This is a genomic window from Bradyrhizobium sp. MOS001, from assembly GCF_004634465.1.
Classification (GTDB): domain Bacteria; phylum Pseudomonadota; class Alphaproteobacteria; order Rhizobiales; family Xanthobacteraceae; genus Bradyrhizobium; species Bradyrhizobium barranii.
This window is the reverse complement of the sequence record NZ_SPVJ01000066.1, coordinates 1-21,825: the sequence shown is the minus strand read 5'-3', so window position 1 is coordinate 21,825 and position 21,825 is coordinate 1. Positions and strand designations below refer to the sequence as shown.

The 21,825-nt window shown below is 60.5% G+C and carries 20 protein-coding genes and 1 pseudogene; 17 read left to right on the top strand and 4 right to left on the bottom strand.

Translation table 11 applies throughout. The annotated features are described in order from the left end of the window. Window positions 1-411 precede the first annotated feature (411 nt). The 3 genes from CT676_RS39955 (at window position 412) to CT676_RS39945 (ending at window position 3,240) form a co-directional block, all read left to right on the top strand. On the top strand, window positions 412-1,605 hold the full coding sequence (locus CT676_RS39955; RefSeq protein ID WP_135216935.1) for an aspartate kinase: 1,194 nt from the start codon (window positions 412-414) through the stop codon (window positions 1,603-1,605). Window positions 1,606-1,767: 162 nt separating this feature from the next. Further along, window positions 1,768-2,604 (top strand): glycosyltransferase family 2 protein, encoded by an 837-nt coding sequence (locus CT676_RS39950; RefSeq protein ID WP_085403335.1) that lies wholly within the window; start codon window positions 1,768-1,770, stop codon window positions 2,602-2,604. 420 nt (window positions 2,605-3,024) lie between these two features. Beyond that, window positions 3,025-3,240: a hypothetical protein gene (locus CT676_RS39945; RefSeq protein ID WP_085403297.1), complete on the top strand. Its 216-nt coding sequence runs from the start codon at window positions 3,025-3,027 to the stop codon at window positions 3,238-3,240. Window positions 3,241-3,435: 195 nt separating this feature from the next. On the opposite strand, the gene CT676_RS39940 is transcribed toward CT676_RS39945, so the two are convergent. Beyond that, window positions 3,436-3,675: a hypothetical protein gene (locus CT676_RS39940; RefSeq protein ID WP_085403298.1), complete on the bottom strand. Its 240-nt coding sequence runs from the start codon at window positions 3,673-3,675 to the stop codon at window positions 3,436-3,438. A gap of 213 nt (window positions 3,676-3,888) precedes the next feature. Between CT676_RS39940 and CT676_RS39935 the strand changes: the two genes are divergently transcribed. Further along, window positions 3,889-5,187 carry a c-type cytochrome gene (locus CT676_RS39935; RefSeq protein ID WP_085403299.1) on the top strand — a complete coding sequence of 433 codons (1,299 nt, stop codon included), beginning with the start codon at window positions 3,889-3,891 and terminating at the stop codon, window positions 5,185-5,187. On the opposite strand, the gene CT676_RS39930 is transcribed toward CT676_RS39935, so the two are convergent. Beyond that, window positions 5,188-7,158 (bottom strand): 4Fe-4S binding protein, encoded by a 1,971-nt coding sequence (locus tag CT676_RS39930; RefSeq protein WP_085403336.1) that lies wholly within the window; start codon window positions 7,156-7,158, stop codon window positions 5,188-5,190. A gap of 211 nt (window positions 7,159-7,369) precedes the next feature. On the opposite strand from CT676_RS39930, the gene CT676_RS39925 reads away from it, so the two are divergent. The 10 genes from CT676_RS39925 to CT676_RS39875 all read left to right on the top strand — a co-directional run bounded on the left by CT676_RS39925 (window position 7,370) and on the right by CT676_RS39875 (window position 16,533). Continuing rightward, entirely contained in the window at window positions 7,370-8,077 is a 708-nt protein-coding gene (locus tag CT676_RS39925) for a biotin/lipoate--protein ligase family protein (protein WP_275552145.1), read from the top strand. After that, entirely contained in the window at window positions 8,074-8,613 is a 540-nt protein-coding gene (locus CT676_RS39920) for a DUF6505 family protein (RefSeq protein ID WP_063985312.1), read from the top strand. Before CT676_RS39925 ends, CT676_RS39920 begins: the two co-directional genes overlap by 4 nt. Then, window positions 8,610-9,617: a DUF6352 family protein gene (locus tag CT676_RS39915; protein WP_085403300.1), complete on the top strand. Its 1,008-nt coding sequence runs from the start codon at window positions 8,610-8,612 to the stop codon at window positions 9,615-9,617. The genes CT676_RS39920 and CT676_RS39915 overlap by 4 nt, the downstream gene beginning before the upstream one ends. After that, window positions 9,614-10,129, top strand: a complete 516-nt coding sequence (locus CT676_RS39910; RefSeq protein WP_071916335.1) for a DUF3305 domain-containing protein — start codon at window positions 9,614-9,616, stop codon at window positions 10,127-10,129. Before CT676_RS39915 ends, CT676_RS39910 begins: the two co-directional genes overlap by 4 nt. Next, window positions 10,126-10,779: a DUF3306 domain-containing protein gene (locus CT676_RS39905; protein ID WP_085403301.1), complete on the top strand. Its 654-nt coding sequence runs from the start codon at window positions 10,126-10,128 to the stop codon at window positions 10,777-10,779. The genes CT676_RS39910 and CT676_RS39905 overlap by 4 nt, the downstream gene beginning before the upstream one ends. 119 nt (window positions 10,780-10,898) lie before the next feature. Continuing rightward, window positions 10,899-11,678, top strand: a complete 780-nt coding sequence (locus tag CT676_RS39900) for a molecular chaperone TorD family protein (RefSeq protein ID WP_085403302.1) — start codon at window positions 10,899-10,901, stop codon at window positions 11,676-11,678. Between the two features lie 28 nt (window positions 11,679-11,706). Further along, on the top strand, window positions 11,707-11,916 hold the full coding sequence (locus CT676_RS39895; RefSeq protein WP_063985307.1) for a twin-arginine translocation signal domain-containing protein: 210 nt from the start codon (window positions 11,707-11,709) through the stop codon (window positions 11,914-11,916). 12 nt (window positions 11,917-11,928) lie between these two features. Beyond that, window positions 11,929-14,877 (top strand): formate dehydrogenase subunit alpha, encoded by a 2,949-nt coding sequence (locus CT676_RS44565; RefSeq protein ID WP_063985306.1) that lies wholly within the window; start codon window positions 11,929-11,931, stop codon window positions 14,875-14,877. Between the two features lie 12 nt (window positions 14,878-14,889). Further along, window positions 14,890-15,486, top strand: coding sequence for a formate dehydrogenase FDH3 subunit beta (gene fdh3B, locus CT676_RS39880; protein ID WP_063985305.1), 597 nt, complete (start codon window positions 14,890-14,892; stop codon window positions 15,484-15,486). A 42-nt stretch (window positions 15,487-15,528) separates the two neighbouring features. Further along, window positions 15,529-16,533: a formate dehydrogenase subunit gamma gene (locus tag CT676_RS39875; RefSeq protein ID WP_063985304.1), complete on the top strand. Its 1,005-nt coding sequence runs from the start codon at window positions 15,529-15,531 to the stop codon at window positions 16,531-16,533. 35 nt (window positions 16,534-16,568) lie between these two features. On the opposite strand, the gene CT676_RS46180 is transcribed toward CT676_RS39875, so the two are convergent. Next, window positions 16,569-16,691, bottom strand: a complete 123-nt coding sequence (locus tag CT676_RS46180) for a hypothetical protein (RefSeq protein ID WP_256376430.1) — start codon at window positions 16,689-16,691, stop codon at window positions 16,569-16,571. A gap of 306 nt (window positions 16,692-16,997) precedes the next feature. Here CT676_RS46180 and CT676_RS39870 point away from each other — a divergent pair. Next, window positions 16,998-17,141, top strand: a pseudogene (locus CT676_RS39870) (SUMF1/EgtB/PvdO family nonheme iron enzyme); the annotation flags it as partial. Between the two features lie 130 nt (window positions 17,142-17,271). Beyond that, a complete protein-coding gene (locus CT676_RS39865) occupies window positions 17,272-20,055 on the top strand; it encodes a UPF0182 family protein (RefSeq protein WP_085403303.1) in 2,784 nt (927 codons plus the stop codon). Window positions 20,056-20,258: 203 nt separating this feature from the next. Here the strand turns inward: CT676_RS39865 and CT676_RS39860 are convergent, their stop codons facing one another. Continuing rightward, on the bottom strand, window positions 20,259-20,471 hold the full coding sequence (locus CT676_RS39860; protein ID WP_085403304.1) for a hypothetical protein: 213 nt from the start codon (window positions 20,469-20,471) through the stop codon (window positions 20,259-20,261). Window positions 20,472-20,782: 311 nt separating this feature from the next. Between CT676_RS39860 and CT676_RS39855 the strand changes: the two genes are divergently transcribed. After that, window positions 20,783-20,992 carry a cold-shock protein gene (locus CT676_RS39855; protein WP_038945713.1) on the top strand — a complete coding sequence of 70 codons (210 nt, stop codon included), beginning with the start codon at window positions 20,783-20,785 and terminating at the stop codon, window positions 20,990-20,992. Window positions 20,993-21,825: the final 833 nt, after the last annotated feature.

Below are 21,825 nucleotides of genomic sequence, written 5' to 3'. Positions count from 1 at the left end.
GACGGGTCGGCGGCACCGCTGGTCCGAGGACGTGCGTGTGGCCATTTCCCGGCGAAACCGGTACGACACTTTCATTCAGGGATTATTTTTCGGGTCGGCAGAACCTTTAGCGTTACCCAGCCGATCTTGTCGTGACCGCCAATCTTCCGCCAAGAAAAACGATTCTTGTATCGAATACTTGGAGAGCTGTGAAAGGCGATGAGCGGAGAGGTACGTGGGCAACCGCGTGCACTGGCCTAATCTCTGAACCTCAGAGACGCGCTGGCGCGCGGAAAAAACGTCGCGAAATTCGATAGGGGTGATCCAATCTTTGCGCGGACCGCAAGCAGTTCTGGAGCTAGATGCATGAAACTATCCGGCGGAGCGAAGCGAACATCAGGCCACCGCTCATACAGCTGCCGTCGCACGTAAATGCGCAACAATCCGACCATCGTGCAAAAATACGGCGGCGTCTGTCTAGAAACCCCGGAAAAAATCCGCGCGGTTGCGAGGAGCCTCGCCGATTTGCACAGCCGTGGTCATCGCGTCGTGGCGATCGTTTCAGCGATGGGTAAGACGACCGACGAATTAATTAAGGCGGCTTATCAAGTAAGCCCGCATCCCAACCGCCGCGAACTGGATATGTTGCTAACGACCGGTGAGCGCATCAGCATGTCGTTGATGAGCATGGCCCTGTCTGATCTCGGTGCGCCAGCCATTAGTTTTACCGGGAGTCAGGCCGGTGTAATGACAGACGAATCTCATTCTTCCGCGCGAATTTTAGATGTGCGGCCTGCGCGCGTGCTCGAAGAACTCGATCGCGGACGCATCGTGGTTTTAGCGGGCTTTCAAGGCGTGAATCCGCGAACCAAAGAGATCACCACACTAGGCAGGGGCGGCAGCGACACCACTGCCGTCGCCATGGCTGCGGCGCTAAAGGCCGAGCGCTGTGAAATTATCAAAGAGGTCGACGGAATTTGCTCGGCCGATCCGCGCGTCGTGGCGAGCGCAAAGCCATTGCGCCGGCTGGATTTTGCATCGTTATCCGAAATGTGTTTTTGGGGCGCCAAGGTTTTGCATTTTCGCAGCGTGGAGCTGGCACAAAGCCAAAATATCCCTTTGTTCTTACGAAAATGGGGCAATTACGAACACAGCACGCGAGTGATGAAAGAGGTTATCGGAATGGAAACCGGAAAAATTCTGGCCGTCAATTCGATGGCTCGTATTGAGCATGTGGAGATCGCTTCAACGAATCTCAGTCATGGTTTTGAGAAATTTGCGCAGCATCTCAAGCAAAACGGCCTATCTTGGCCGCAAGTCCTCGTCTCGGCTTTCACCGCCGGAAAAACGCGCATCATGATGACTTGCGAGTCGGAAACGCTCGACACTCTGCTGCGCACGCTGGAAAGGAGCAAGGACTTGCGCAAAGGGCGTGAGACTTTGAGTTCGGTGAGCCTCACTTGCTTCGGCGGCGTTTCTTCAGACTTGCCATTTCAGGCGATGCAAATTCTGCAATCCCACGGGATTGTCGTTGAAAAGTACGTTCTATCACCACATTCGATAAATTTGTTCGTTCCTGTGGAGACCCGCGAAGCCGCGGTCAGGGCCTTGCATTCGCTGATCTAACAACCTCTTTGAGAAGATATCACGAAATCGCGTATGGGGAGGGATGGTCAAGAGGGGCGGCTCGCCGGCTCGATGCGGCGACAACGAGAGTTCTTAATCTTGCTGATACGCGCCCGTCCGCCATCGTTGGTGTCAATTTTTTATAGTCGGGAGGCGTCGATCATGCCGGGCACCATTGGTTGGCTACTTCGCGAGGGCGAACGAATTATTGCTTGCAACACAGGTCTATTGGGTGACAAGCACCTTCTAATCGGCGCTACCCGCGTTCGTAACGAAGCGCTTATTCTCAGAGACACACTGGATTACGTGGGCAAGCAGGTCGATGCGATTGTCGCTTATGATGACGCGAGCACGGATCGTACGCTGGAGATTCTATGCGAACACCCGAAAGTCGCTCTGATTGTGACAAATCGTTCATGGGAAGCTGACATCGAGGCGCGCCGGATTGCTGAGGGTCGGCATCGCGGCCTCTTGTTGCAGACGGCGCGCGAGCATTTGCAGTTCGACTGGATGTTTTGCTTCGATGCGGATGAGCGCGTTACCGGGGATTTACGCGGATTCATAGAAGGAACGCATTCTAGCGAATGCGACGGCGTGCGGGTTCAACTGTTCGATGCCTATATGACTCCTGGGGACCACGCACCCTATCAGGCCGATCGCGAACTGTTGGACTTTCGTCGTTTCTTTGGTCCGGAAAGGCGAGACATTCTGATGTTGTGGCGAAACCGGTTGCAGGTCACCTTCGCAGAGCACCATGCGCGCGAGCCGGGTGGCGTTGAACGCGTGGCGACTGGCCTCTATTGCCAGCACTACGGCAAATCGTTGTCGGTCGACCATTGGGAAGAGACCTGCGACTACTACATGCGACACTTTCCGTTCGATACCTACGGACGAAAATGGCGTGAACGCAAAGGTCGAGCAATCCACACCCAATCGGACTTCATGCGGCCGTTGTACGAGTGGGGTGACGGGCTCTTCGCGAATGCGATCAAGATGTGATTGTCCGAAAACTGAGCCGCCCCCGTGCCAATGCGGCCGCTTCGAAGTCGGCTTCGTTGATCTGGACGCGTTTTGGTCTGCGTTCGGTCGTGTTCGTTGTGTTCCGGTGAGATCGTTTCTGGTGCGAAACTGGTGCGGTAGATGGTCTGAGATTTTCGTGCCTGACGTGCTGTTTCGCAACGCCTCCCGAAGATTGTTCGTGACCAGCGCGCCAAACAAATCGCGCCCAACAAGCCTTGCCGCCCCGCGCGGTCGACGAACCTCGCTCCGGGATGAAGCCGGCTCTGACGGTTCCAAACTAGGAACCTGACAGGCGCTGAGCGCAAGAATCCCGGGAGGTGTGAGGCGGCTCACACCCCCACGTCAGGCTTCGCGCTAATCAGATCGCTGCGGGGATTTCTGGCGGACAGGAGATTTCGCATGAAGCCTTTGATCATTTGTTCCATCGCCGCTGTTGGTCTGCTTGCTGCTGTGACCGGCATCCCGCGATCACACTCGAACGCAACGGTCGGGCGCGCCGGAACATCAAGCACGTCGACATTGCAGGGCATGCAAAGCGGTCGAAGCGCAGACAAGCTGCCGGTCGACGATTTTGACGATCGGTCATTGGTCTTTCCGCGGGATTCCAAGCGCTAAGGCATGATCCGAAAAAGTGCGCAGCGGTTTTCCGAAAAGATCATGCTCAAACAACAACCTAAAGCGCGATGACGATTCATCCCAATCTCATCGCGCTTTAGGCAGAAGGCCGCGCAGCAGACCGTTCAGCCAGGGCTCGCAAATCGATGCGCTTGAGCCTGCGAGGTCGAACGAAATCGTGGTCGAGAGGCGGGGCTACGGGCCCAGGAAAGCGGGCGGAATCGGGTAGTCGTTCCCCAAAAGGCCGAGCAATTCCAGCTCGCCTCGATGAGCGTCCAGTTCCAGAATGGCCAAGAGAAGCATCAGCACGGCCGCGGTATAGATGAGGAACGGTGACGTTTCAGCGGGCACATCGTCACGGTGTGGCGGTATCGCATCGCGAAGTGATCGCCACAACGAAATGAAATGCAGATACGTTTTAGGTCGTATTTGCATGACGTCGTCCTCGACGTGTCAGATCAAGCATAGGTTCAGGCTATGCCCGGTTCAAGCCGACAACAGCCGTTGCGGCATTGAGTAGCGGAGCCATGCCCGTCCTGCGGTGCAGCATGGAAACCGGATAACGGCTTCAATCATTGACGAGACCGAGCGAGTGCACGTACGCCGTGTCAACACCGACGACATGCCCGAACGACCTGTAAGCCGCAGATGAATTGGGTCCCACGTCTCAGCACCAGTCTCTGCATCGTTGCCGCTCTGTTGGCGATGCATTCAGCGCCGGCGCCAGCGCAATTGACAGGTCACGGTGGGCCCGTGCGGGCGATTGCGATTTCCAGTGATGGCAAAAATGTTCTGTCGGGCAGCTTCGACACCGCCGCCATCCGATGGTCGCTCAAGACCGAATCCGCCGAGCAGGTCCTTCGCTTTCACTCCGATGCGGTGAACGCGGTGGCCTTCCTGAAGGATGGGCGGATGGTGACTGCCGGAGCGGATGCGAAGGTAGCGATCTGGACGCCTGGCCGGCAGCAGCCGGATCAGGTTTTCGAGGGCCATGGCGCGCCGATCGCTTCACTTGCAGTCTCGCCGGATGGCGCAAGAGTGGCTTCTGCCTCCTGGGACCATACAGTTCGTATCTGGTCGCTCGGCGATGGCGCGCAGCAGGTGCTGGAAGGGCATGCGCAGAACGTCAACGGCGTCGCATTCACGCCGGATGGACGATCGCTGGTGAGCGTGGGTTACGATCGTGAACTGAGGATCTGGCCATTGGCGGGTGGCACCCCTAATGTCATCACGCTGGGCTCACCCCTTAATGCCGTGGCAGTCGCGCCTGACGGCGAGATCGTAACGGGTGGTGCTGATGGCAAGCTACGCTTTCTGATGTCGGAGGGCCGGGAAAGCGGCGAGGTGCAAGCTGGCCAGACGCCGATTGTCGCGTTGTCGATCTCTCCAGACGGCACGTCGGTCGCTGCTGCAGGAATTGGCGGTGTCGTGACGGTCATCGACCGAAAGGCGCGAGGCATCGCGCGAAGCCTGGTCGATACAGGTTCGCCCGTGTGGTCGGTCGCTTTCCTGCCGGACAACGCAACATTGCTGACGGGCGGCGTCGACGGCAGGATCCGGCGCTGGAATGCGCTGACCGGCGCCCCCATCGGCTCATCGTTGCAAGCTACGCCGCACGATCCGCTTGCAGCCTATACGGGAGATCACGGGGCCGAGGTGTTCAGGGCGTGCGTTGCCTGTCATACCCTGTCCGAGCAGGACGCGCAGCGCGCCGGCCCCACGCTTGCGGGCTTATACGGCCGCAGGATCGCGTCGCTGCCTGGTTATCGCTTCTCCGACGCGCTCAAAGCGATGGACATCGTGTGGACGCCCGAGACCGTGTCAAAATTGTTCGAACTCGGTCCGAACGCCTATACGCCTGGCACAAAAATGCCGGAGCAGCGGATTGGATCCGCGAAGGATCGCAAGGCGCTTACGGATTTCCTGGCGCGCGCCACCGCCAAGTAGCTAACGCTTGGTCTCACGCTCACGGAGATAATCATCGGTCGTGCGAGGCGAAGCGCGTTCGGGCACGCCGGCGAACGGGTCGAACTGTTGTTCACTCATGGCGGTGACGCGGCAGTCCGCGCACATTCTGACCACGTCCAGCCGCTTGTCGCCCGCGGGATACATCCAGTGTCGGCCCTCGAGTTTCGCAGCGATCTTCTCGATCGTGCTCTTTACCCCAAAGGGCTTATTGCAGCGGATGCAAAGCGCCGGCTCCTCCTCCTTGATGATCCGTGCCGGAGCCCTTGCGGCCCGGAAATCGATCTGCGGCTTCAGAGTGATCACCTTTTCCGGGCAGGTGCTCTGGCATAATCCGCACTGCACGCAGGCATCTTCGACGAATTTAAGCACGGGACGTTCGGGATCGTCGCGGAGAGCCCCGGTGGGACAGGCCGACACGCAGGCCAGGCACAAAGTGCATCCGTCCGTATTGACGGTAACCGTACCAAGCGGCGCGCCCTGGGACAGCGCAATGACGTCGGTCGGCACAGGCGCAACGCGGTGCAGTTCGTGAAGAGCGAAGCGAAGCAGGTCGCGCCGCTTGCCTACCGTCTTGAAGGTTGCGGGACGCTCCACGGCCGGCGCGGGTTCAATCGACCGCAGCACTTCGCCCAGCACGTCCGGGTCGTCCGTTTCGATAGTCGCAACCCGGCGCCCCGAAAAACCTAATCCGGAAACAATGGCATCAGCCATCGTTATGGTTTGAGAAAGCCCGGAGATGTCGTGCAAAGGTCTTGCGCGGAGGAGAAAGCGTATCCCCGCTGCGCCATAGGCGAAGGATGCCACGACCGCTTCCAATCCAACCTGTGTCACCTCGTTGACGGCGAACGGCAGCACATTGGCGGGAAGCCCGTCGCCGTGGCGGGCGAGCGCATCGATCAGCGTGCTGCCATGTTGGGTGTCGTGCAGCAGCACGACCGCACCGGAGCCGCCGGCTTCGCGGTAGGTCAAAAGCATTGCGCGCAATTTGTGCAGCAGCGCATCGGGCGGCGGAAGGGCATAGGTTGCTGCACCCGTCGGACAGGCCGTGGCGCACTGGCCGCATCCGGCGCAGACCTCGGCGTTGATCTTGACGTGATCGCCATGTGGCGTGATCGCTCCGGTCGGGCAGAGATCGAGACAGCGATGGCAACCCGTCAGCCTCGAGCGCGAATGGACGCAGATCTCTGCGGTGAAATTGACGTATTTCGGCTTGTCGAAGTTGCCGACGAGGTCGCGTGCCCTGAGCACCGCACGCAGCATCGCGGCCGGGTCCCGCGGATCCGCGCGGAGATAGCCGTCGCGCAAGTCATGCGCGGGAAAAAGCGGTTTCCCGCCGGAGAGATCAAGGACGATGTCGCAGCGCGAAGTCAGGCCGTCGCACGGAGCCTCGAAGACGAGCGTATCGCGCGAGGAGGGGCGGGGGGCCGCATAGTCGTCGACCGTCAACTCGAAGGCCCCCAAATGGCCCTTGGCGTTACGGATCGTTCCTTGGACGATCGGAAAGGATGTCGTCGCCGGCGGCATAATCTGTGACGGCTTTGTGATCATGATCGTCACGTCGAGATGATCGGCAAGCAATCGACCAGCTTCGACCGCAAGTTCGTCGCGGCCATAGATCAGGATCACCCCTTCGCTCGATAGGGTGACCAACGGAAAAGCAGGCGCAGCCTCGGACACAGCGGCGAGCAGTGCTGCCATTTTTGGGCCTGCCTTGGTTCCCTCCACCGACCAGCCGGCCGTCTCGCGAAGGTTGATGAAATCCAGTTTCCCCGAACGCCCCTTCGCCTCGTCGCCAAACAGTGGGGCCTCCTGGGTGCAGCCGACGATGAGCGGTCCTTCCGCCTTCGCCGCGTTGCGAAAATGATCGAGCTCGGCCCTGCAGAGCTGGCGGAACTCGGCGATTTCGCTTTTGCGGCATCCTCGCTTCACGGCGGCCGTATCGAGGCGCATCGTGTCTTCGCACGAGCAGATCAGGATCGTGTTCGGCGGATCAGGCATGCGCAGCCCTTCACCTCCTGAAGAGGTCCGGGAACGACGGCGAGCGGACTCGCGTCGCCCCTCCTGGTCGATTAAGTTATTCTCACAAGAGAAGAAAAGAAAGCTGGAGGTCCGCCTGACACCGACAGCCCCTGGGCACTCATCGGTCACGGAGCCAATCAATCTGCCTCCGCCATTCACGCTGGTGAGGCTGCGCGAAAGTCGTGACTCTTTCGCCCATGCCATGCATATCGCCGAAGAGAGTGGGGCAGGTACGCTGACCTACGTGGGGCGGTTCGATCTTGCCGAGTTCGCAGTCGTCCTTGAACCTGGCGAGCCGTTGCGTACCGCGCGCCGCGCTTTCTATGCGGGGATGGTGGCGCTGACCGACGCCTTGCGCGCGTATGCGCCGCCGAACAAGGAGATCGCGATCGACTGGCCGGACGCGATCCGTGTTGACGGCGGCCTCGTTGGTGGCGGGCGGCTCGGCTGGCCTTCGTCCGCAAAGGAGGACGAGCCGCCGCGCTGGCTGGTGTTCGGTGCCATGATCCGAACGGTTGCGATGAGCGACAGGGAAGCCGGCGTTTATCCGCTCGCTTCCGCCCTGGATCAGGAGGGTTTTGGTGAGGCCGGCGCGATTCAGGTGACGGAGAGCTTTGTGCGGCATCTGATGCGCGCTCTCGACGCCTGGCAAGCCGATGGATTCGACGGCATCGCACGCGAGTTTCTAAGTCGGTTGCCGCGTGCGCGGCAAACCACATATGTGATCGCTGACAACAGTGATCTTATTGCCCGCCGAATTGGGACAAACAGGACCGATCGGCACGACCTGAAGAAGGGCTTGCTATCGCCGTCATGGTTCGATTCAATACTCGGAGGACCGCGTCTGTGAAGCTCTTGCGCACCATCGCGCTCGATCCATCCGACACGTTCGTGTTCGACGTGCCGGCGCAGCCCGGCGATTGGGCGGTGTCGGGCGCCTTCCGCTTTTGTAATCGGGATGCAGCGAAGCTGAGCGGCAAGGACCGTTCGGCGTTTCGAAGCGGTTTCCTCGGCGTGCAATCCTGGGGCTGGTCGACACTGGTGCAAATCGTCCCCGCGACTGAAGGCGATCGCCGGACGTTGGTGGAGCTCCTTGCGAAACAACTGGTCGAACGGTTCGGGGCGCCGGACCTTGCAACCGCGCGCCTTGCCGCTGAAGAGGAAGTCGCCTTTGCGCAATCACTCTGCACACATCCCATCAGCGCGCTGATCGCGGTCCACCGCTCGGCGAGCAATGGCGAGGTCCGCGAGTCATTCCGCAGATTGCAACTGCGCGAGGGCCAGCGTCACGGCAAGGCGTTCTCGTTCATGGAAGTGGAGGATGACACCGAGCCCGACAAGGATCTCAATCTTGCGAATATGAGCGAGGAGCCGTCGCGCCGATGAGGGATTTCTGGATCGCCTGCGGCCACCACCTGCTCGATCACAATGCGAGCGGCGGGCTCGTGGTCACGGATGAGTTCCTGAAGGCCTACTTCGTGCGTCCCGAACTGATGCCGCCGAACGACGCTTGCGCGGTCGAACGCAGGTTGCACCAGGAGCTGCTCGCTGACCCGGGCCGGGCAGTCGCTGCGGAGGAGGTAGCTGCGATCGCCGATGCGGATGCGCGGGAGAACTGGCAATTCGTACTGGCATTTCGGAAGCTTCTGCTGCGCGAACCCACGTTGGAAGCGGCCTATCTTGCATTGGTTCGCTCACGTCACGTCAACCTGCCGCCGCTGTTTGTGAACCACCTTGTTCACGTGATCCTGCGAAATGCGCTTGACGGCTGCGAGGACCCGTTCGTGCTGCGCGCGGCCGAACTGTTCTTCCGGCCGCAGCGTATCGTGCCGCACGAACACTTGCTGCTGTTGGGCGACGAGGAAATCATTGGCGGGCCAAGCCAAACGCCCGTGTTGTCGCTGATGTCCATGTTGGGGGCAACAACCGGCGCGGAGATCGACGTCCTCAGCGAGGGGAATGCCGACAGCTACTGGCAGCGCAGCGATCAGTTCGATCTTGCGCTCGATTTCACCGGCGGAACGCGGGGCCCCGCTGCGCTGGCAGAGGCCATGGGGCGCTGGATTACTCATTTGCTTGGATTTGCCGTCGGAATTGAGCCGCTCACCGCCCTGCGCGATGCGAAGCTCACCTGGTATGTTGGGCTCGATGCTGAAGCCACCCGGATGGGCGACCAGCTTTGGCATGGAGAGGCGCTGGACGACCGCACCGCAAGTCGTGTGCTAGCGCTGTTCCGGCTCACTTTTCCAGATTCCAGCCTGGTCGTTGATGCGGTCGGGGGCGAGCCGGTCTACCTGATCCTTGCAACGACCTCCGATCAGCTGGTGCAGATGAAGCCGCAGAATCTGTTGACGGGGTTGCCGATCAAGCACCTGGAGGCTGCAACGTGAGCCCCGGCGCGCTGCCATTGTTGCGCATTCCGGTCGGCGTTGTCGTCGAGCGCCGCAAGGCGGATTCCCCATGGATTGATTTTGTCTGGCGCGGCATCGGCGTCTTGCCGGATGAGTCGGAGATGATGCCGTGGACTGTCCTACGGGCGCAGGAGGGATTGACGCTCTTTTATGCCGGGAACGCCATGGTCGATCTCTATCGCTCGGAAACCGAGCGCTACCGCGACAATCTTGCCACGGGCGCTCCCCGCATCTGGATCGTATTGACTCCCTCCGAGGGCGCCTGGCCCTATGCCGTTTCGGCCGTCACCGCAGATCCAGCGGAAGGCGAGGCATTCACGGAAGCAGGTGCCAATCTGGTCGAAGCGGTGCCAATGCCTGAGATACTGCATAAGGCGATTGAAAATTTCATCGCCGAGCACCACGTCGAGAGGGAATTCGTCAAGCGCGAGCGACGCCGCGCCGATCCTGAGGCGCTTGCGCGGCGTCACCACGACGGTGAGCACGAATGAGCGACGAGCAATTCCTGGCGCGCTGGGCGCGCCGCAAGCAAGAGGCGAAGGCCGGTCACGCTGAACCAGCCCCTGAAGAAGCCGCTGAGGCGCATGGGCCGGCGCTGTCCAACCGGGCCGCGGCAGAGCCGGCTCCCCCGGAGACGGAGCTGTCGAAATTGCCCCCGATTGAATCGATCGATGCTGCCACCGACATCACGGCTTTCCTGCGCAAAGGCATTCCGCAGGAGTTGAGCCGGGCGGCGCTCCGTCGCGCCTGGAGCGCCGATCCCACCATCCGCGATTTCGTGGGGTTGGCGGAAAACGCCTGGGACTTCAACGACCCGAACGCCATGGCTGGCTTCGGTCCGCTGGACTATTCGGCCGAGCAAATTGACGCTCTCGTCCGCCGCGTCGTCGGGGGCGTGGTAGAGGCCGCCGAGGGCCGCCCCAATCCGCGCGAGGCTGCCGAAGACGCCGCGCGATCGGCTCCCGCGGAGGCCGGTTTCGAGCAATCATCAAATCCGGTGAAGGCGATCACGGAACCTCGACCGCTCGGCGAGTTCGCAGCCGCGGAATTGCCGTCGAATTCTACTGCATCGCAACCCGTAGCTGCGAGTGAAGAGACTCCCCTTCGGCACCGCACACATGGCGGGGCGTTGCCCCGGTAGACTGCGACTAAATGCGATAGCCTCAGGCTATGGCTATCAATTGACCGCTCCCGGACACGCGGCTAGTCTTTGTTACGCAAACGCAATCAAGCGCTTGGCCCCCTGGATGGGAGGTCGGCATGCGCGATGCGGGCCTTGAACGAGCCATCGATGCGGCGGGCGGCGTTGCCGAGCTTGCCCGAAAAATCGGTATTGCCCAGCCCTCGGTGTCGAACTGGAACAGGGTGCCCGCGCAACGTGTGATTGCGGTCGAAGGCGCAACGGGTGTGTCGCGCGAAGTGCTTCGTCCCGATCTCTATAGCGAGCCGGCCGCGCCGGACGACGCGGTTGATCCGACCGATGCCGCGCGCGCGCAGGAATACGCGCTGCTTGCAACCTTGCTCTCGTCCGCGCCGTCGGCCGCATTGCTCGAGCAGATCGCGCAACTGCATGGCGATGCGACGCCGCTTGGACGCGCCCATGCAACCATTGCAGAAGCTGCATCGGTAGCGGCCGTATCCGAGGTCGAGCGCGAATATTTTGACCTCTTCGTCGGTCTGGGTCGCGGCGAGTTGCTGCCTTACGCATCCTATTACTTGACGGGGTTTCTCCACGAACGTCCGCTGTCGCGCCTGCGCGACGATCTCGCCGCGCTCGGCATTGAGCGGGTCGAGAGCAATTTTGAGCCCGAGGATCACGCGGCGACGCTGTGCGAGATCATGGCGGGCCTTGCGGTGGCACGCTTCCCAGTGCCAACGGAAGCACAGCGCACATTCTTCGAGAAGCATGTGTCCCGCTGGATGGGACGTTTGTTTGCCGACATGGAGAAGGCGGAAAACGCCAAATTCTACCGGTCGGTCGGAACACTTGGACGAAATTTTCTGGAAATCGAATCCGAGGCTTTCACGTTCGTCAACTGACCAGCGCCGCTGGTCCAGGAGAGATGCGATGAGGGACGAGCAGAGAACGACAGTCGGACGCCGCGATTTCCTTCGCAAGGTCGGCATCGGCACGGTCGGTGCGGGCGCGACGCTGGCAACGCCCTTGATCACGCCTGCTCAGGCGGACAGCGAGACCGACGATGAGAAACGCAAGGCGCGCTACAAGGAGACCGATCATGTGAAGGCGTACTACCGTGTCAATCGCTATCCGGGTTGAGAGGAGGCGGCCGTGCTGATCAGGAGAACACAACAGCGTTCCGAATCCGCTTCACGCGGATCAATCGCGGGAGGTTTGTCCGGGCAAACCAATGGTCTCGACCGCCGCACCTTCCTGCTCCGGTCTGGCCTTGGTGGCGGCGCTCTCGCTGCAGTGAGCACGCTGCCGGTCGGCGGCGTCCGCAAGGCGAAAGCAGCAGTGGCAGGTCCCCTCACATCGGGAGCAACCGTTCGCAAGAGCGTCTGCACGCATTGTTCGGTTGGATGCACCGTGACGGCGGAGGTGCTGAATGGGGTGTGGATCGGCCAGGAGCCGAGCTGGGAGTCCCCGATCAATCGCGGATCACATTGTGCCAAGGGCGCTTCTGTGCGCGAGCTCGTGCACAGCGAGCGGCGGCTGCGCTATCCGATGAAGCTTGTGGGCGGGCAGTGGACGCGTGTCTCCTGGGATACGGCGATCAACGAGATCGGCGACAAGCTCCTGGAAGTCCGCGAGAAATCTGGGCCCGATTCCATCTATTGGCTCGGCTCGGCCAAAATGACGAACGAAGGCGCCTATCTGTTCCGCAAGCTCGGCGCGTTCTGGGGAACCAACAACACGGATCATCAGGCGCGCATCTGCCATTCAACGACCGTTACCGGTGTGGCCAACACCTGGGGCTACGGCGCGATGACCAACAGCTTCAACGATATCCGCAATGCCAAGACCCAGGTCATCATGGGCGGCAATCCAGCCGAGGCGCACCCTGTATCGTTGCAGCATCTGCTTGAGGGCAAGGAGCTTCAAAAGGCCAACTTTGTCGTCATCGACCCGCGCCTGACGCGAACCGCGGCACACGCGACCGAATATGTTCGGATGCGGCCGGGCACCGACATCCCGGTGCTGTACGGCATGATGTGGCACATCCTCCAGAACGGGTGGGAAGACAAGGAGTTCATCCGACAGCGGGTCTATGGATTCGATGATCTCCGGAAAGAAGTGGAGAAGTGGAATCCGGCAGAAGTCGAGCGTGTCACCGGCATTCCCGGCGAGCAGCTCAAGCGCGTCGCCAAGATGTTTGCTACCGAGAAGCCGGCAACGCTGATCTGGGCCATGGGCCAGACCCAGAAGACCGTTGGCACCGCCAACGTGCGGGCCAGTTGCATCGCACTGCTGATGACCGGCAATGTCGGCGGAGCGGGCATGGGCGCCAACATCTTCCGTGGCCATGACAACGTGCAAGGCGCGACCGATGTCGGGCTCGATATCGTCACGCTGCCGTTCTACTACGGGCTCGCCGAAGGCGCGTGGAAGCACTGGTCGCGGGTTTGGGAAGTCGACCATGAGTTCCTGAAGTCGCGCTTCGACTCCAAGCAGATCATGGAAACGCCCGGCATCCCGCTGACCCGCTGGTTCGAAGCGGTGACGCTGCCGAAAGATCGGATCGCGCAGAGGGACAATGTGCGGGCCGTGTTCGTGCAGGGGCACGCCAGCAACAGCATCACCCGCATTCCTGAATCCCTTAATGGCCTGAAGGCGCTCGAGCTGCTCGTCATCGCCGACCCGCATCCGACGACCTGGGCCTCGCTCTCGGTCGAGGCGGGACGCAAGGATGGAGTCTACATTCTCCCGGTTGCCACGCAATTCGAGTGCAAGGGTTCGCGCGTTGCCTCGAACCGCTCGTTGCAATGGGGCGAGCAGGTCGTGAAGCCGATCTTCGAATCGAAGGACGACCTCGAGATCATCTATCTCCTGGCGAAGAAGTTCGGCTTCGCCGACAAGATGTTCAAGAACATCAAGGTCGAGAACAATCTGCCCGAGGCGGAGGATGTGCTGCGTGAGATGAACCGCGGCAGCTGGTCGACGGGATATTGCGGGCAATCGCCCGAGCGCCTCAAGGCGCATATGAAGAACCAGGCGAAGTTCGACATGCTGACGATGCGGGCGCCCAAGGACGATCCCGAGGTCGGCGGCGACTATTACGGTCTGCCTTGGCCGTGCTGGGGATCACCTGAAGTCAAGCATCCGGGCACGCCGCTGCTCTACAACACCAATCTGCACGTGATGGACGGTGGCGGCACGTTCCGTCCGCGCTTTGGCGTCGAGCGCGAAGAGAAGCTGCCCGACGGCACCACGCGCAAGGTCAGCCTGCTCGCGGACGGCTCGTACTCGAAGGGTTCGGCGATCGAGGACGGCTATCCGGAATTCACGCTGGCGAGCCTGAAGAAGCTCGGCTGGGACACGGAGCTCACGGAAGCCGAAATGGCTGTTATCAACAAGATCAACCCGGCCAAGCCAGACGTGGTGTCGTGGTCGCTCGACCTGTCGGGCGGAATCCAGCGTGTCGCGCTCATGCATGGTTGCGTGCCCTATGGCAACGGCAAGGCGCGGATGAATGCGTTCGGCTTGCCCGACCCCATTCCGGTACACCGGGAGCCGATCTACACGCCGCGCGTCGACCTGGTCGCGAAATATCCGACGTTGCCCGACGCCGAGCAGTTCCGGGTGCCCAATATCGGCTTCTCGGTGCAAAAGGCGGCGGTCGAGAAGGGGATCGCGAAGCAATTTCCGCTCATCCTGTCGTCCGGCCGTCTGGTCGAATATGAGGGCGGCGGCGAGGAGACGCGCACCAACCCCTGGCTCGCCGAATTGCAGCAGGACATGTTCATCGAGATCAATCCAGCCGATGCCGCCGAGCGCGGCGTCACGGACGGTGGCTGGGTCTGGGTCACGGGCGCAGAGAACAATTCGAGGGCCAGGATGAAGGCGCTCGTCACCGAGCGTGTCGGCAAGGGCGTTGCCTGGATGCCTTTCCACTTCGGCGGTTGGCTCGCAGGCAAGGATCTTCGCAGCAACTACCCCAAGGGCACCGATCCGATCGTGCTCGGCGAAAGCGCGAACACGATCACCACCTACGGGTATGATCCCGCGACGAACATGCAGGAGACGAAAGTCACTCTCTGCCAGATCGCGGCGGCATAAGGAGCAACGACGATGGCACGTATGAAATTTCTCTGCGACGCCGACCGTTGCATCGAGTGCAACGCCTGCGTGACGGCTTGCAAGAACGAGCACGAGGTCCCCTGGGGCATCAACCGGCGTCGTGTCGTCACCATCAATGACGGCAAGCCGGGCGAACGCTCGGTCTCGATGGCCTGCATGCACTGCACCGATGCGCCCTGCGCTGCGGTGTGTCCGGTGAACTGCTTCTACACCACCGCCGACGGCGTGGTGCTGCACTCCAAGGACCTCTGCATCGGCTGCGGCTATTGCTTCTACGCCTGTCCGTTCGGCGCGCCGCAATATCCGAAGGTCGGCAATTTCGGCTCCCGCGGCAAGATGGACAAATGCACCTATTGCGCCGGCGGTCCCGAAGCCGACGGCAGCAAGGAGGAATACGAGAAATACGGCGCGAACCGGCTTGCCGAAGGCAAGCTGCCGCTTTGCGCCGAGATGTGCTCGACAAAATCGCTGCTCGCCGGCGATGGCGAGATCATCGCCCAGATCTACAGAGAGCGCGTACTGAAGCGCGGCTACGGCTCGGGCGCATGGGGCTGGAAAACCGCCTATCGCGAGACGATCGAGTCCTGAAGCAGGCCGCGGCCACGCGGCGCAGATGCCGAGGAGGAGTTCATGTCGTCATCCGGAAGGTTCATTCCAGTCACCATCGGCGCGTGGGCATTGCTTCTGTTGATCATTGCGGCGCCGGCACCGTCACTGGCCCAGCAGGTCAATCCGACAGCGAGCTCGGTTAACGAGCGGCAGCTGCTCCAGGAAATGGACCGGATCCAGGGGCGCGTCAGCATTCCCGACCAGCGCTCCAGCGTGCTCATGCAGCCGGCTGGCCGCGAGTGGCGTGAATTCCGCAACGTGGCGCTGCGCTGGATTGGCGGGGTTGCCATCCTCGGCATGCTGGCGGTTCTCGTGATCTTCTATTTGACGCGCGGCATGGTCCGTCTGGAAAGCGGACGATCCGGCCGCACAATCGTGCGCTTTTCCTTATTCGAGCGTTTCGTGCATTGGATGACTGCGACCTGCTTTGTCGTTCTGGCGATTTCCGGATTGAACATCACCTTCGGCCGTCCGTTGCTCCTGCCGCTGATTGGCCACGAGGCGTTTTCCGAATGGTCGCAGTGGGCGAAGTATGCGCACAACTACCTCAGCTTTCCGTTCACCATCGGAGTCGTGCTGATCTTCCTGATGTGGATCGCTGGCAACGTCCCGAACAAGGCGGATGTCGATTGGATCAAGCGCCGTGGCGGTATAGTAGGTCACGATCATCCACCGGCCTATCGTTTCAACGCCGGCCAGAAGGCGATCTATTGGATCGTGGTCATCGGCGGAGGCCTGGTGGCGGCCACCGGATATGTGCTGATGTTCCCGTTCTATCTGTCAGGTATCGAAGGGATGCAGTTCGCGCAGATCGTTCACTCCATCGTGGCGATGCTCTTCATCGCGGCGATGCTGGCGCACATCTATATCGGGACGATCGGTATGGAAGGCGCGTTCGAGGCAATGGGCAGCGGCACTGTCGATGTCAACTGGGCCAAGGAGCACCATGGGCTCTGGCTTGAAGAGCAGAATGCGCGCGCCGAAGCGAATGCACGGCCCCGGCCGGCGGCCACCGCGGCGGAGTAGGGATCGCGCGGCCCATAAATGTGCCAGGCGCTTGGTCAGAGCCGCACGCCCGTCGTCGCAAACGCTTGTTGGACGGGTTCCTGGATCTGGTCAAGGACGACAAAACCGGCCGCCGCGATCACAATTGCGGCTGCGCAGGCGAGCAAGAAGGCTTTCATGGCAAGGCTCCGCAGGAGATCGGGGGGTAGTTTATATGAGCGAGCAACCTGCGGACAACTGAATCAGCACGTGTCAAAATCCGATCGTTGGTTGGTCGGTTGGCACGATAGCGCCGCCGAATCTACCACAAGAACGGAGCGACCATAGTCAGCTGTCGAGCAGTAGTTTGACGAAACAACATAGGCAATCATCGCGACTCGTTGGCGCAATCGCTGAGCCGTCAGGAAGAAAACTGTCCGCAGATCATTTAGGTCGCGCCGATGATCGGTACATCGCGCGCCTTTGAATTATGACAAATTTTCTGCTGGCGGCGGCCTTACGGACCGGGCAGCTCGATCCGCGAGCTGGACGAGCACCCGGTCGTGCATGTGGCGTTCAACGACGCCGAGGCTTTTGCCAAGTGGGCAGGCAAGGAACTTCCGACCGAGGCCGAATGGGAATTCGCGGCCGACCTCGCCACTTTGCGCTGTTTCGCGATCCTGGCGACCCAGGTTCGAGCACCCGTGCCCCCGCCTTGAGGCGCTATTCCGACCGCGAAATCGAGCGGCGGGCGTCCCTCATTTCCGCTATGATCAAGCCATGACGATCGGGATCACCGGACCCGAACGGAAGGTACCAAGGCAGAGTGCCGTGGTCGGGCTCACTATTGCGGCCGCTGTCATTGGGGTTTGCCTGATCCTTCTCTGGCTCGCGAGCGACCTCCTCGTCGACTGGCTGTGGTTTTCCTCGATCAATTATCCGCAGGTTTTTTGGACGACAATCGGTGCGAAAACCGTCATCTTTCTTGCGGTCTGGACCGGAACCGCCATCATCCTTTGGCTGAACGGATGGTTCGCACTGCGCTTTGCCCGACGGCGGTCGACACAGCTTGTCACCGCTTCGGTGTGGAACTTCGCGGTCAACGCGCCGCCAGATTTGCTTGCGCTTTTACGCGATCGACTGCCGTGGTCCCGGTTGATCGTAGGTGGGGCAGCTTTGATCGCTCTGCTCGTCGCCGCCGCAGAAGTCGGCAACTGGGGTGTCTTCCTGCGGTTTGTCTATCAGGTGCCATATGGCGCAGACGATCCGCTCTACAACAAGGACATCGGCTTCTATCTCTTCTCGCTGCCCGCCTATATCCTCATCAAAAACTGGATCATGCTCGCGCTCGTTCTCAGCGCGCTTTTCGCCGCGGCGATCTACTGGGTGCACGGCGATATCGAATACGACCTTCATCGTCGATCAATGTCGTCGATGGCGATTGCCCACGGCTCAGTGCTGCTCGGTCTTTTCTTTGCGGTGAAGGCCTGGTCCTATGGTCTTGATCGCTATCTGCTGCTCTACGGCGACAACGGTGTGGTCGTCGGCGCAAGCTACACCGATGTCCACGTGAGGCTCCCGGCCTTGTGGTTGATGATCGGACTTTCGGTCATCGCGGCGTTCGCCACGTGGGCAAATTTGCGGGTGCGCACCTACCGGCTTCTTGCCGCCGCGTTCCTGCTTGTCGTGATCGGGTCTTTCGTGCTGTCCAGCGTGATTCCCGTGCTGTTCCGGGAGTTCTTCGTCAAACCAAGCGAATTGGAGCTGGAAAGGCCCTATATCGAACGCAACATTGCGCTCACCCGGCAGGCTTACAATCTCGATCAGATCGCAGCCAAGCCGTTTGCGGCGGAACAGAAGCTTAGCTTCAAGACGCTCGACGCCAACAAGGCGACAATCGACAATATCAGGCTGTGGGACTGGCTGCCCTTGTCGGACACCTACGCGCAGCTGCAAGAGATCCGCACTTACTACAAATTCCATGATCTTGATGTTGATCGCTACTGGCTCGATGGCTCCTACCAAAGCGTGATGCTCTCGGCTCGCGAATTGCAGCCCTCCCTGCTGCCGCCCAATGCCCAGACATGGGTCAACCGCCACGTGCTGTTTACTCACGGCAATGGCGCGGTGATGAGCCCGGTCACGCGCAAAAGCACCGAGGGGCTACCGCTGCTCTATTTGCGGGATATCCCTCCGGTTGCGGATGGAGGCCCCAAAATCCACGAGCCGCGCCTCTACTACGGCGAACGGAGCGACAACTACGTCATCGTCAAGGGGAGCACGCCGGAGTTCGACTATCCGAAGGGAAAGGACAATGTCTACGCGGCTTATGACGGTACGGGCGGCGTTCCGATAGGAGCGATGGTGTGGAGAGGCCTGTTCGCTTACTACTTCAACGACCCGAACCTACTGCTCTCAAGCTACATCACGACCGACAGCCGTATCATGATCCGGCGCAATATCGGGGAAAGAGTACGAACGATCGCCCCGTTCCTCAGGCTCGATCACGATCCTTATCTGGTCATCAGCAATGGGCGGATGTTCTGGATGCAGGACGCCTACACGGTGAGTTCCTACTTCCCCTCCGCGCAGCCGGCGCAAGACGAGGATATCAACTACATTCGCAATTCAGTGAAGGTCATCGTCGATGCCTATAACGGGACCGTCGACTTTTACCTGATGGACACCGGCGATCCGATTGCAGCGACCTATAGGCGTATCTTTCCGAGCATGTTCAAGCCATTCTCGGCCATGCCGGCGGATATGCAGAGGCACATTCGCTATCCGGAGGACCTGTTCCTGATTCAGGCGCAGCTCTATCAGAGCTATCACATGGAGGCCGCTGACGTTTTCTATAACCGCGAGGATCTCTGGCAGTTCCCGCGCCAGCCGGGCGGCGGCGGCATTGCGACGATGGCCCCATATTACATCATCATGCGACTGCCCGGCGAGCCGCAGGCCGAGTTTTTCCTCATGCTTCCCATGGTGCCAAGCCGCCGCGACAATATGATCGCGTGGCTCGCCGCGCGTTGCGACGCACCCGACTACGGCAAGCTGATTGTCTACGAGTTTCCCAAGGAGAAGCTCGTCTACGGGCCGTTCCAGATCGAAGCGCGGATCAATCAGAGCACCGATATATCGCAGCAGATCACGCTGTGGAATCAGATGGGCTCGCGGGTGATACGCGGTGCGAACCTGCTTGTGATCCCAATCGAGAACTCGATCCTCTATGTAACGCCGCTCTATTTGCGAGCGGAGCACGGACACCTGCCGGAGTTGAAACGCGTGATCGCAGCCTATGGTGAACATGTGGTGATGAAGGAGACGCTCGACGAGGCCTTGTCAGCACTGTTTATCGAGCCTGGCGCGGTGCGGCCGGTCTCGAACACGAAGGAGGAAATTCCTGTCGCACGCCCGTCGGCAAGTCAGGCACGGGAGGCGCTCGACCGTTACAATCATGCCGTTGAACGATTGAAGTCCGGCGACTGGAAAGGCTTTGGCACGCAGTTCGACGCAATGCGCGAGCTTCTGGAGGAAATGAACCGGCACGCCACGGGCCACTAGCGTCGCGGCTCCTTTGGCGCTCATTGGAGAACACAGGGGCTGCATAGTTCGGGCTGAACACGCAACGAAGAGAGGCCTTGAGCTTGATGCGATACAGGCGGTGTTTGCACTCGCGGTACGAATGCCACTGAGAAGCGAGGTGGACCGCAAGCAGGTCGAGCCGGATCTCCCCTGTGAACCAACCGACAGGCCCACTGTCGCGCCTACTGCTGTGGCCACTGACTGAGTTCATCTTCAGTTACAACACGCTCGAAATTCTCGGTTTTGCTTTTGATGCGGTATCGAATGCGTCCGTCCGCCTCAATCGGGAGGCATGCAACAATTGTGTAGACGGTCCGTCCGCCATTGTCGGCGCGGCCCTGCGGTCGCTGGGCTTGATGATGAACGTCGTCGTTGATCGAGAAGATGTAGGGCATTGTGTTCCTTACAGCATTTGGGGCGCGTGCGCCGCACAGAGAAGCCCGCCGGCCCGCTGATTGCAATCAAGGTTTTGCGGGCCGTGAACAGTCCCTTCGAGAAGGCCGCGGAACCCGAGGCCAGCCGCGGCGCCCTCTCATCTCATTCCCGTGGCAACCCATGCCACCGGTGGTATGGTGAAGGGGTTCGACCTATTGAATGACTTGATGGCCGCGCCCCGAGGGGGCCTTTCCAAGACATCGCTGGATCGAATTTGCTCACACGGATTGTGGGTAGCGAACTCTTTCGTGGGTATTGTTGGAGACGGATAATGGCAACGGGTGTCGTGAAGTGGTTCAACGGCCAGAAGGGCTTTGGCTTTATTCAGCCGGACAATGGTGGGCCGGATGTATTTGTTCACATTAGCGCCGTCGAGCGTGCGGGCCTTCATGGACTAGCCGAAGGGCAGAAGGTCTCCTTCGAGGAGAAGACCGATCCGAGGCGCGGAAAGACGAGCGCTGAAAATCTGAAGACCCTATAACATCGGTCGACGCTTCGGTTTCACGGATGTACTGAGAAGCAGGCTACAGGGGGGATATCATCGCCGACCTGCGGCGGAGATGCCGCACGATTGTTCGTTAAGTTTTATCGTTCATCCGCTAGGTCGCGGAACTTAGCACCAGCGGCACCGTCCCCAGCGTGCGCAGCAGCCGCCGCAACCCCCGCAGCCACCGCAACCACGCACAGCTCGGCAACCACGGCAGCCACGGCAACCACCGCAACCTCGGCGAACAACAACAGCGGCTAGCTGCACGTCGCTTCCAGCATTTTCCTTATCGAAGAGATAGAACGTGGCGAGACTGACGTCGGCCATTTCCTCTTCGCCAAGAACGAAGCGCTGATTGGGCGAGATGTTGTCAGAATGCGGGATATGAGCAGTGGGTATCGTGTGCGCGGATGCGCTCCCCGCCAGCGAGAGACCCAGTCCGGCCGTACCGAGTGCCGTCACGGCGGCGGCTTTGGTTGCGCGTGCGTGCTTCGCAGCTTGCTTCACCCGTGGCATGGTCGCCATCCTTTCGGAAGTTGTCGTGAAAGGGTCAGCTTGACGTAGCAAGTGTGCCTGTACGTCTAGAAATGCGACCTAGCGCATTCGGTTCCCCTTCGCGCGCGGGTCTTTTTGAGTTACAACTGGTGGTGGACCTGACTGACCGTCTGACGATGTCCGTTAACAGGGGCAGAGCGGAAGTTGGACTTCGCGGCGGTCAGTGCAGCTTTTGACCCTGGCTGTGTGAAAAGCCACGAGTCGGTTACGATTCCTCCGTTTCCTGATGGGGGATATGGATGGGACGCTTCGTTGAAGGCGCGGACAGATCC

Coding starts and splice junctions, on each gene's coding strand:
- CT676_RS39895 (WP_063985307.1), top strand. CDS start 11,707: ATGAGGGACGAGCAGAGAACGACAGTCGGACGCCGCGATTTCCTTCGC.
- CT676_RS39865 (WP_085403303.1), top strand. CDS start 17,272: ATGACGATCGGGATCACCGGACCCGAACGGAAGGTACCAAGGCAGAGT.
- CT676_RS39855 (WP_038945713.1), top strand. CDS start 20,783: ATGGCAACGGGTGTCGTGAAGTGGTTCAACGGCCAGAAGGGCTTTGGC.
- CT676_RS39905 (WP_085403301.1), top strand. CDS start 10,126: ATGAGCGACGAGCAATTCCTGGCGCGCTGGGCGCGCCGCAAGCAAGAG.
- CT676_RS39915 (WP_085403300.1), top strand. CDS start 8,610: ATGAGGGATTTCTGGATCGCCTGCGGCCACCACCTGCTCGATCACAAT.
- CT676_RS39900 (WP_085403302.1), top strand. CDS start 10,899: ATGCGCGATGCGGGCCTTGAACGAGCCATCGATGCGGCGGGCGGCGTT.
- CT676_RS39940 (WP_085403298.1), bottom strand. CDS start 3,675: ATGCAAATACGACCTAAAACGTATCTGCATTTCATTTCGTTGTGGCGA.
- CT676_RS39875 (WP_063985304.1), top strand. CDS start 15,529: ATGTCGTCATCCGGAAGGTTCATTCCAGTCACCATCGGCGCGTGGGCA.
- CT676_RS39860 (WP_085403304.1), bottom strand. CDS start 20,471: ATGCCCTACATCTTCTCGATCAACGACGACGTTCATCATCAAGCCCAG.
- CT676_RS39930 (WP_085403336.1), bottom strand. CDS start 7,158: ATGCGCCTCGATACGGCCGCCGTGAAGCGAGGATGCCGCAAAAGCGAA.
- CT676_RS46180 (WP_256376430.1), bottom strand. CDS start 16,691: ATGAAAGCCTTCTTGCTCGCCTGCGCAGCCGCAATTGTGATCGCGGCG.
- CT676_RS39935 (WP_085403299.1), top strand. CDS start 3,889: ATGAATTGGGTCCCACGTCTCAGCACCAGTCTCTGCATCGTTGCCGCT.
- CT676_RS39950 (WP_085403335.1), top strand. CDS start 1,768: ATGCCGGGCACCATTGGTTGGCTACTTCGCGAGGGCGAACGAATTATT.
- fdh3B (WP_063985305.1), top strand. CDS start 14,890: ATGGCACGTATGAAATTTCTCTGCGACGCCGACCGTTGCATCGAGTGC.
- CT676_RS39945 (WP_085403297.1), top strand. CDS start 3,025: ATGAAGCCTTTGATCATTTGTTCCATCGCCGCTGTTGGTCTGCTTGCT.
- CT676_RS39955 (WP_135216935.1), top strand. CDS start 412: ATGCGCAACAATCCGACCATCGTGCAAAAATACGGCGGCGTCTGTCTA.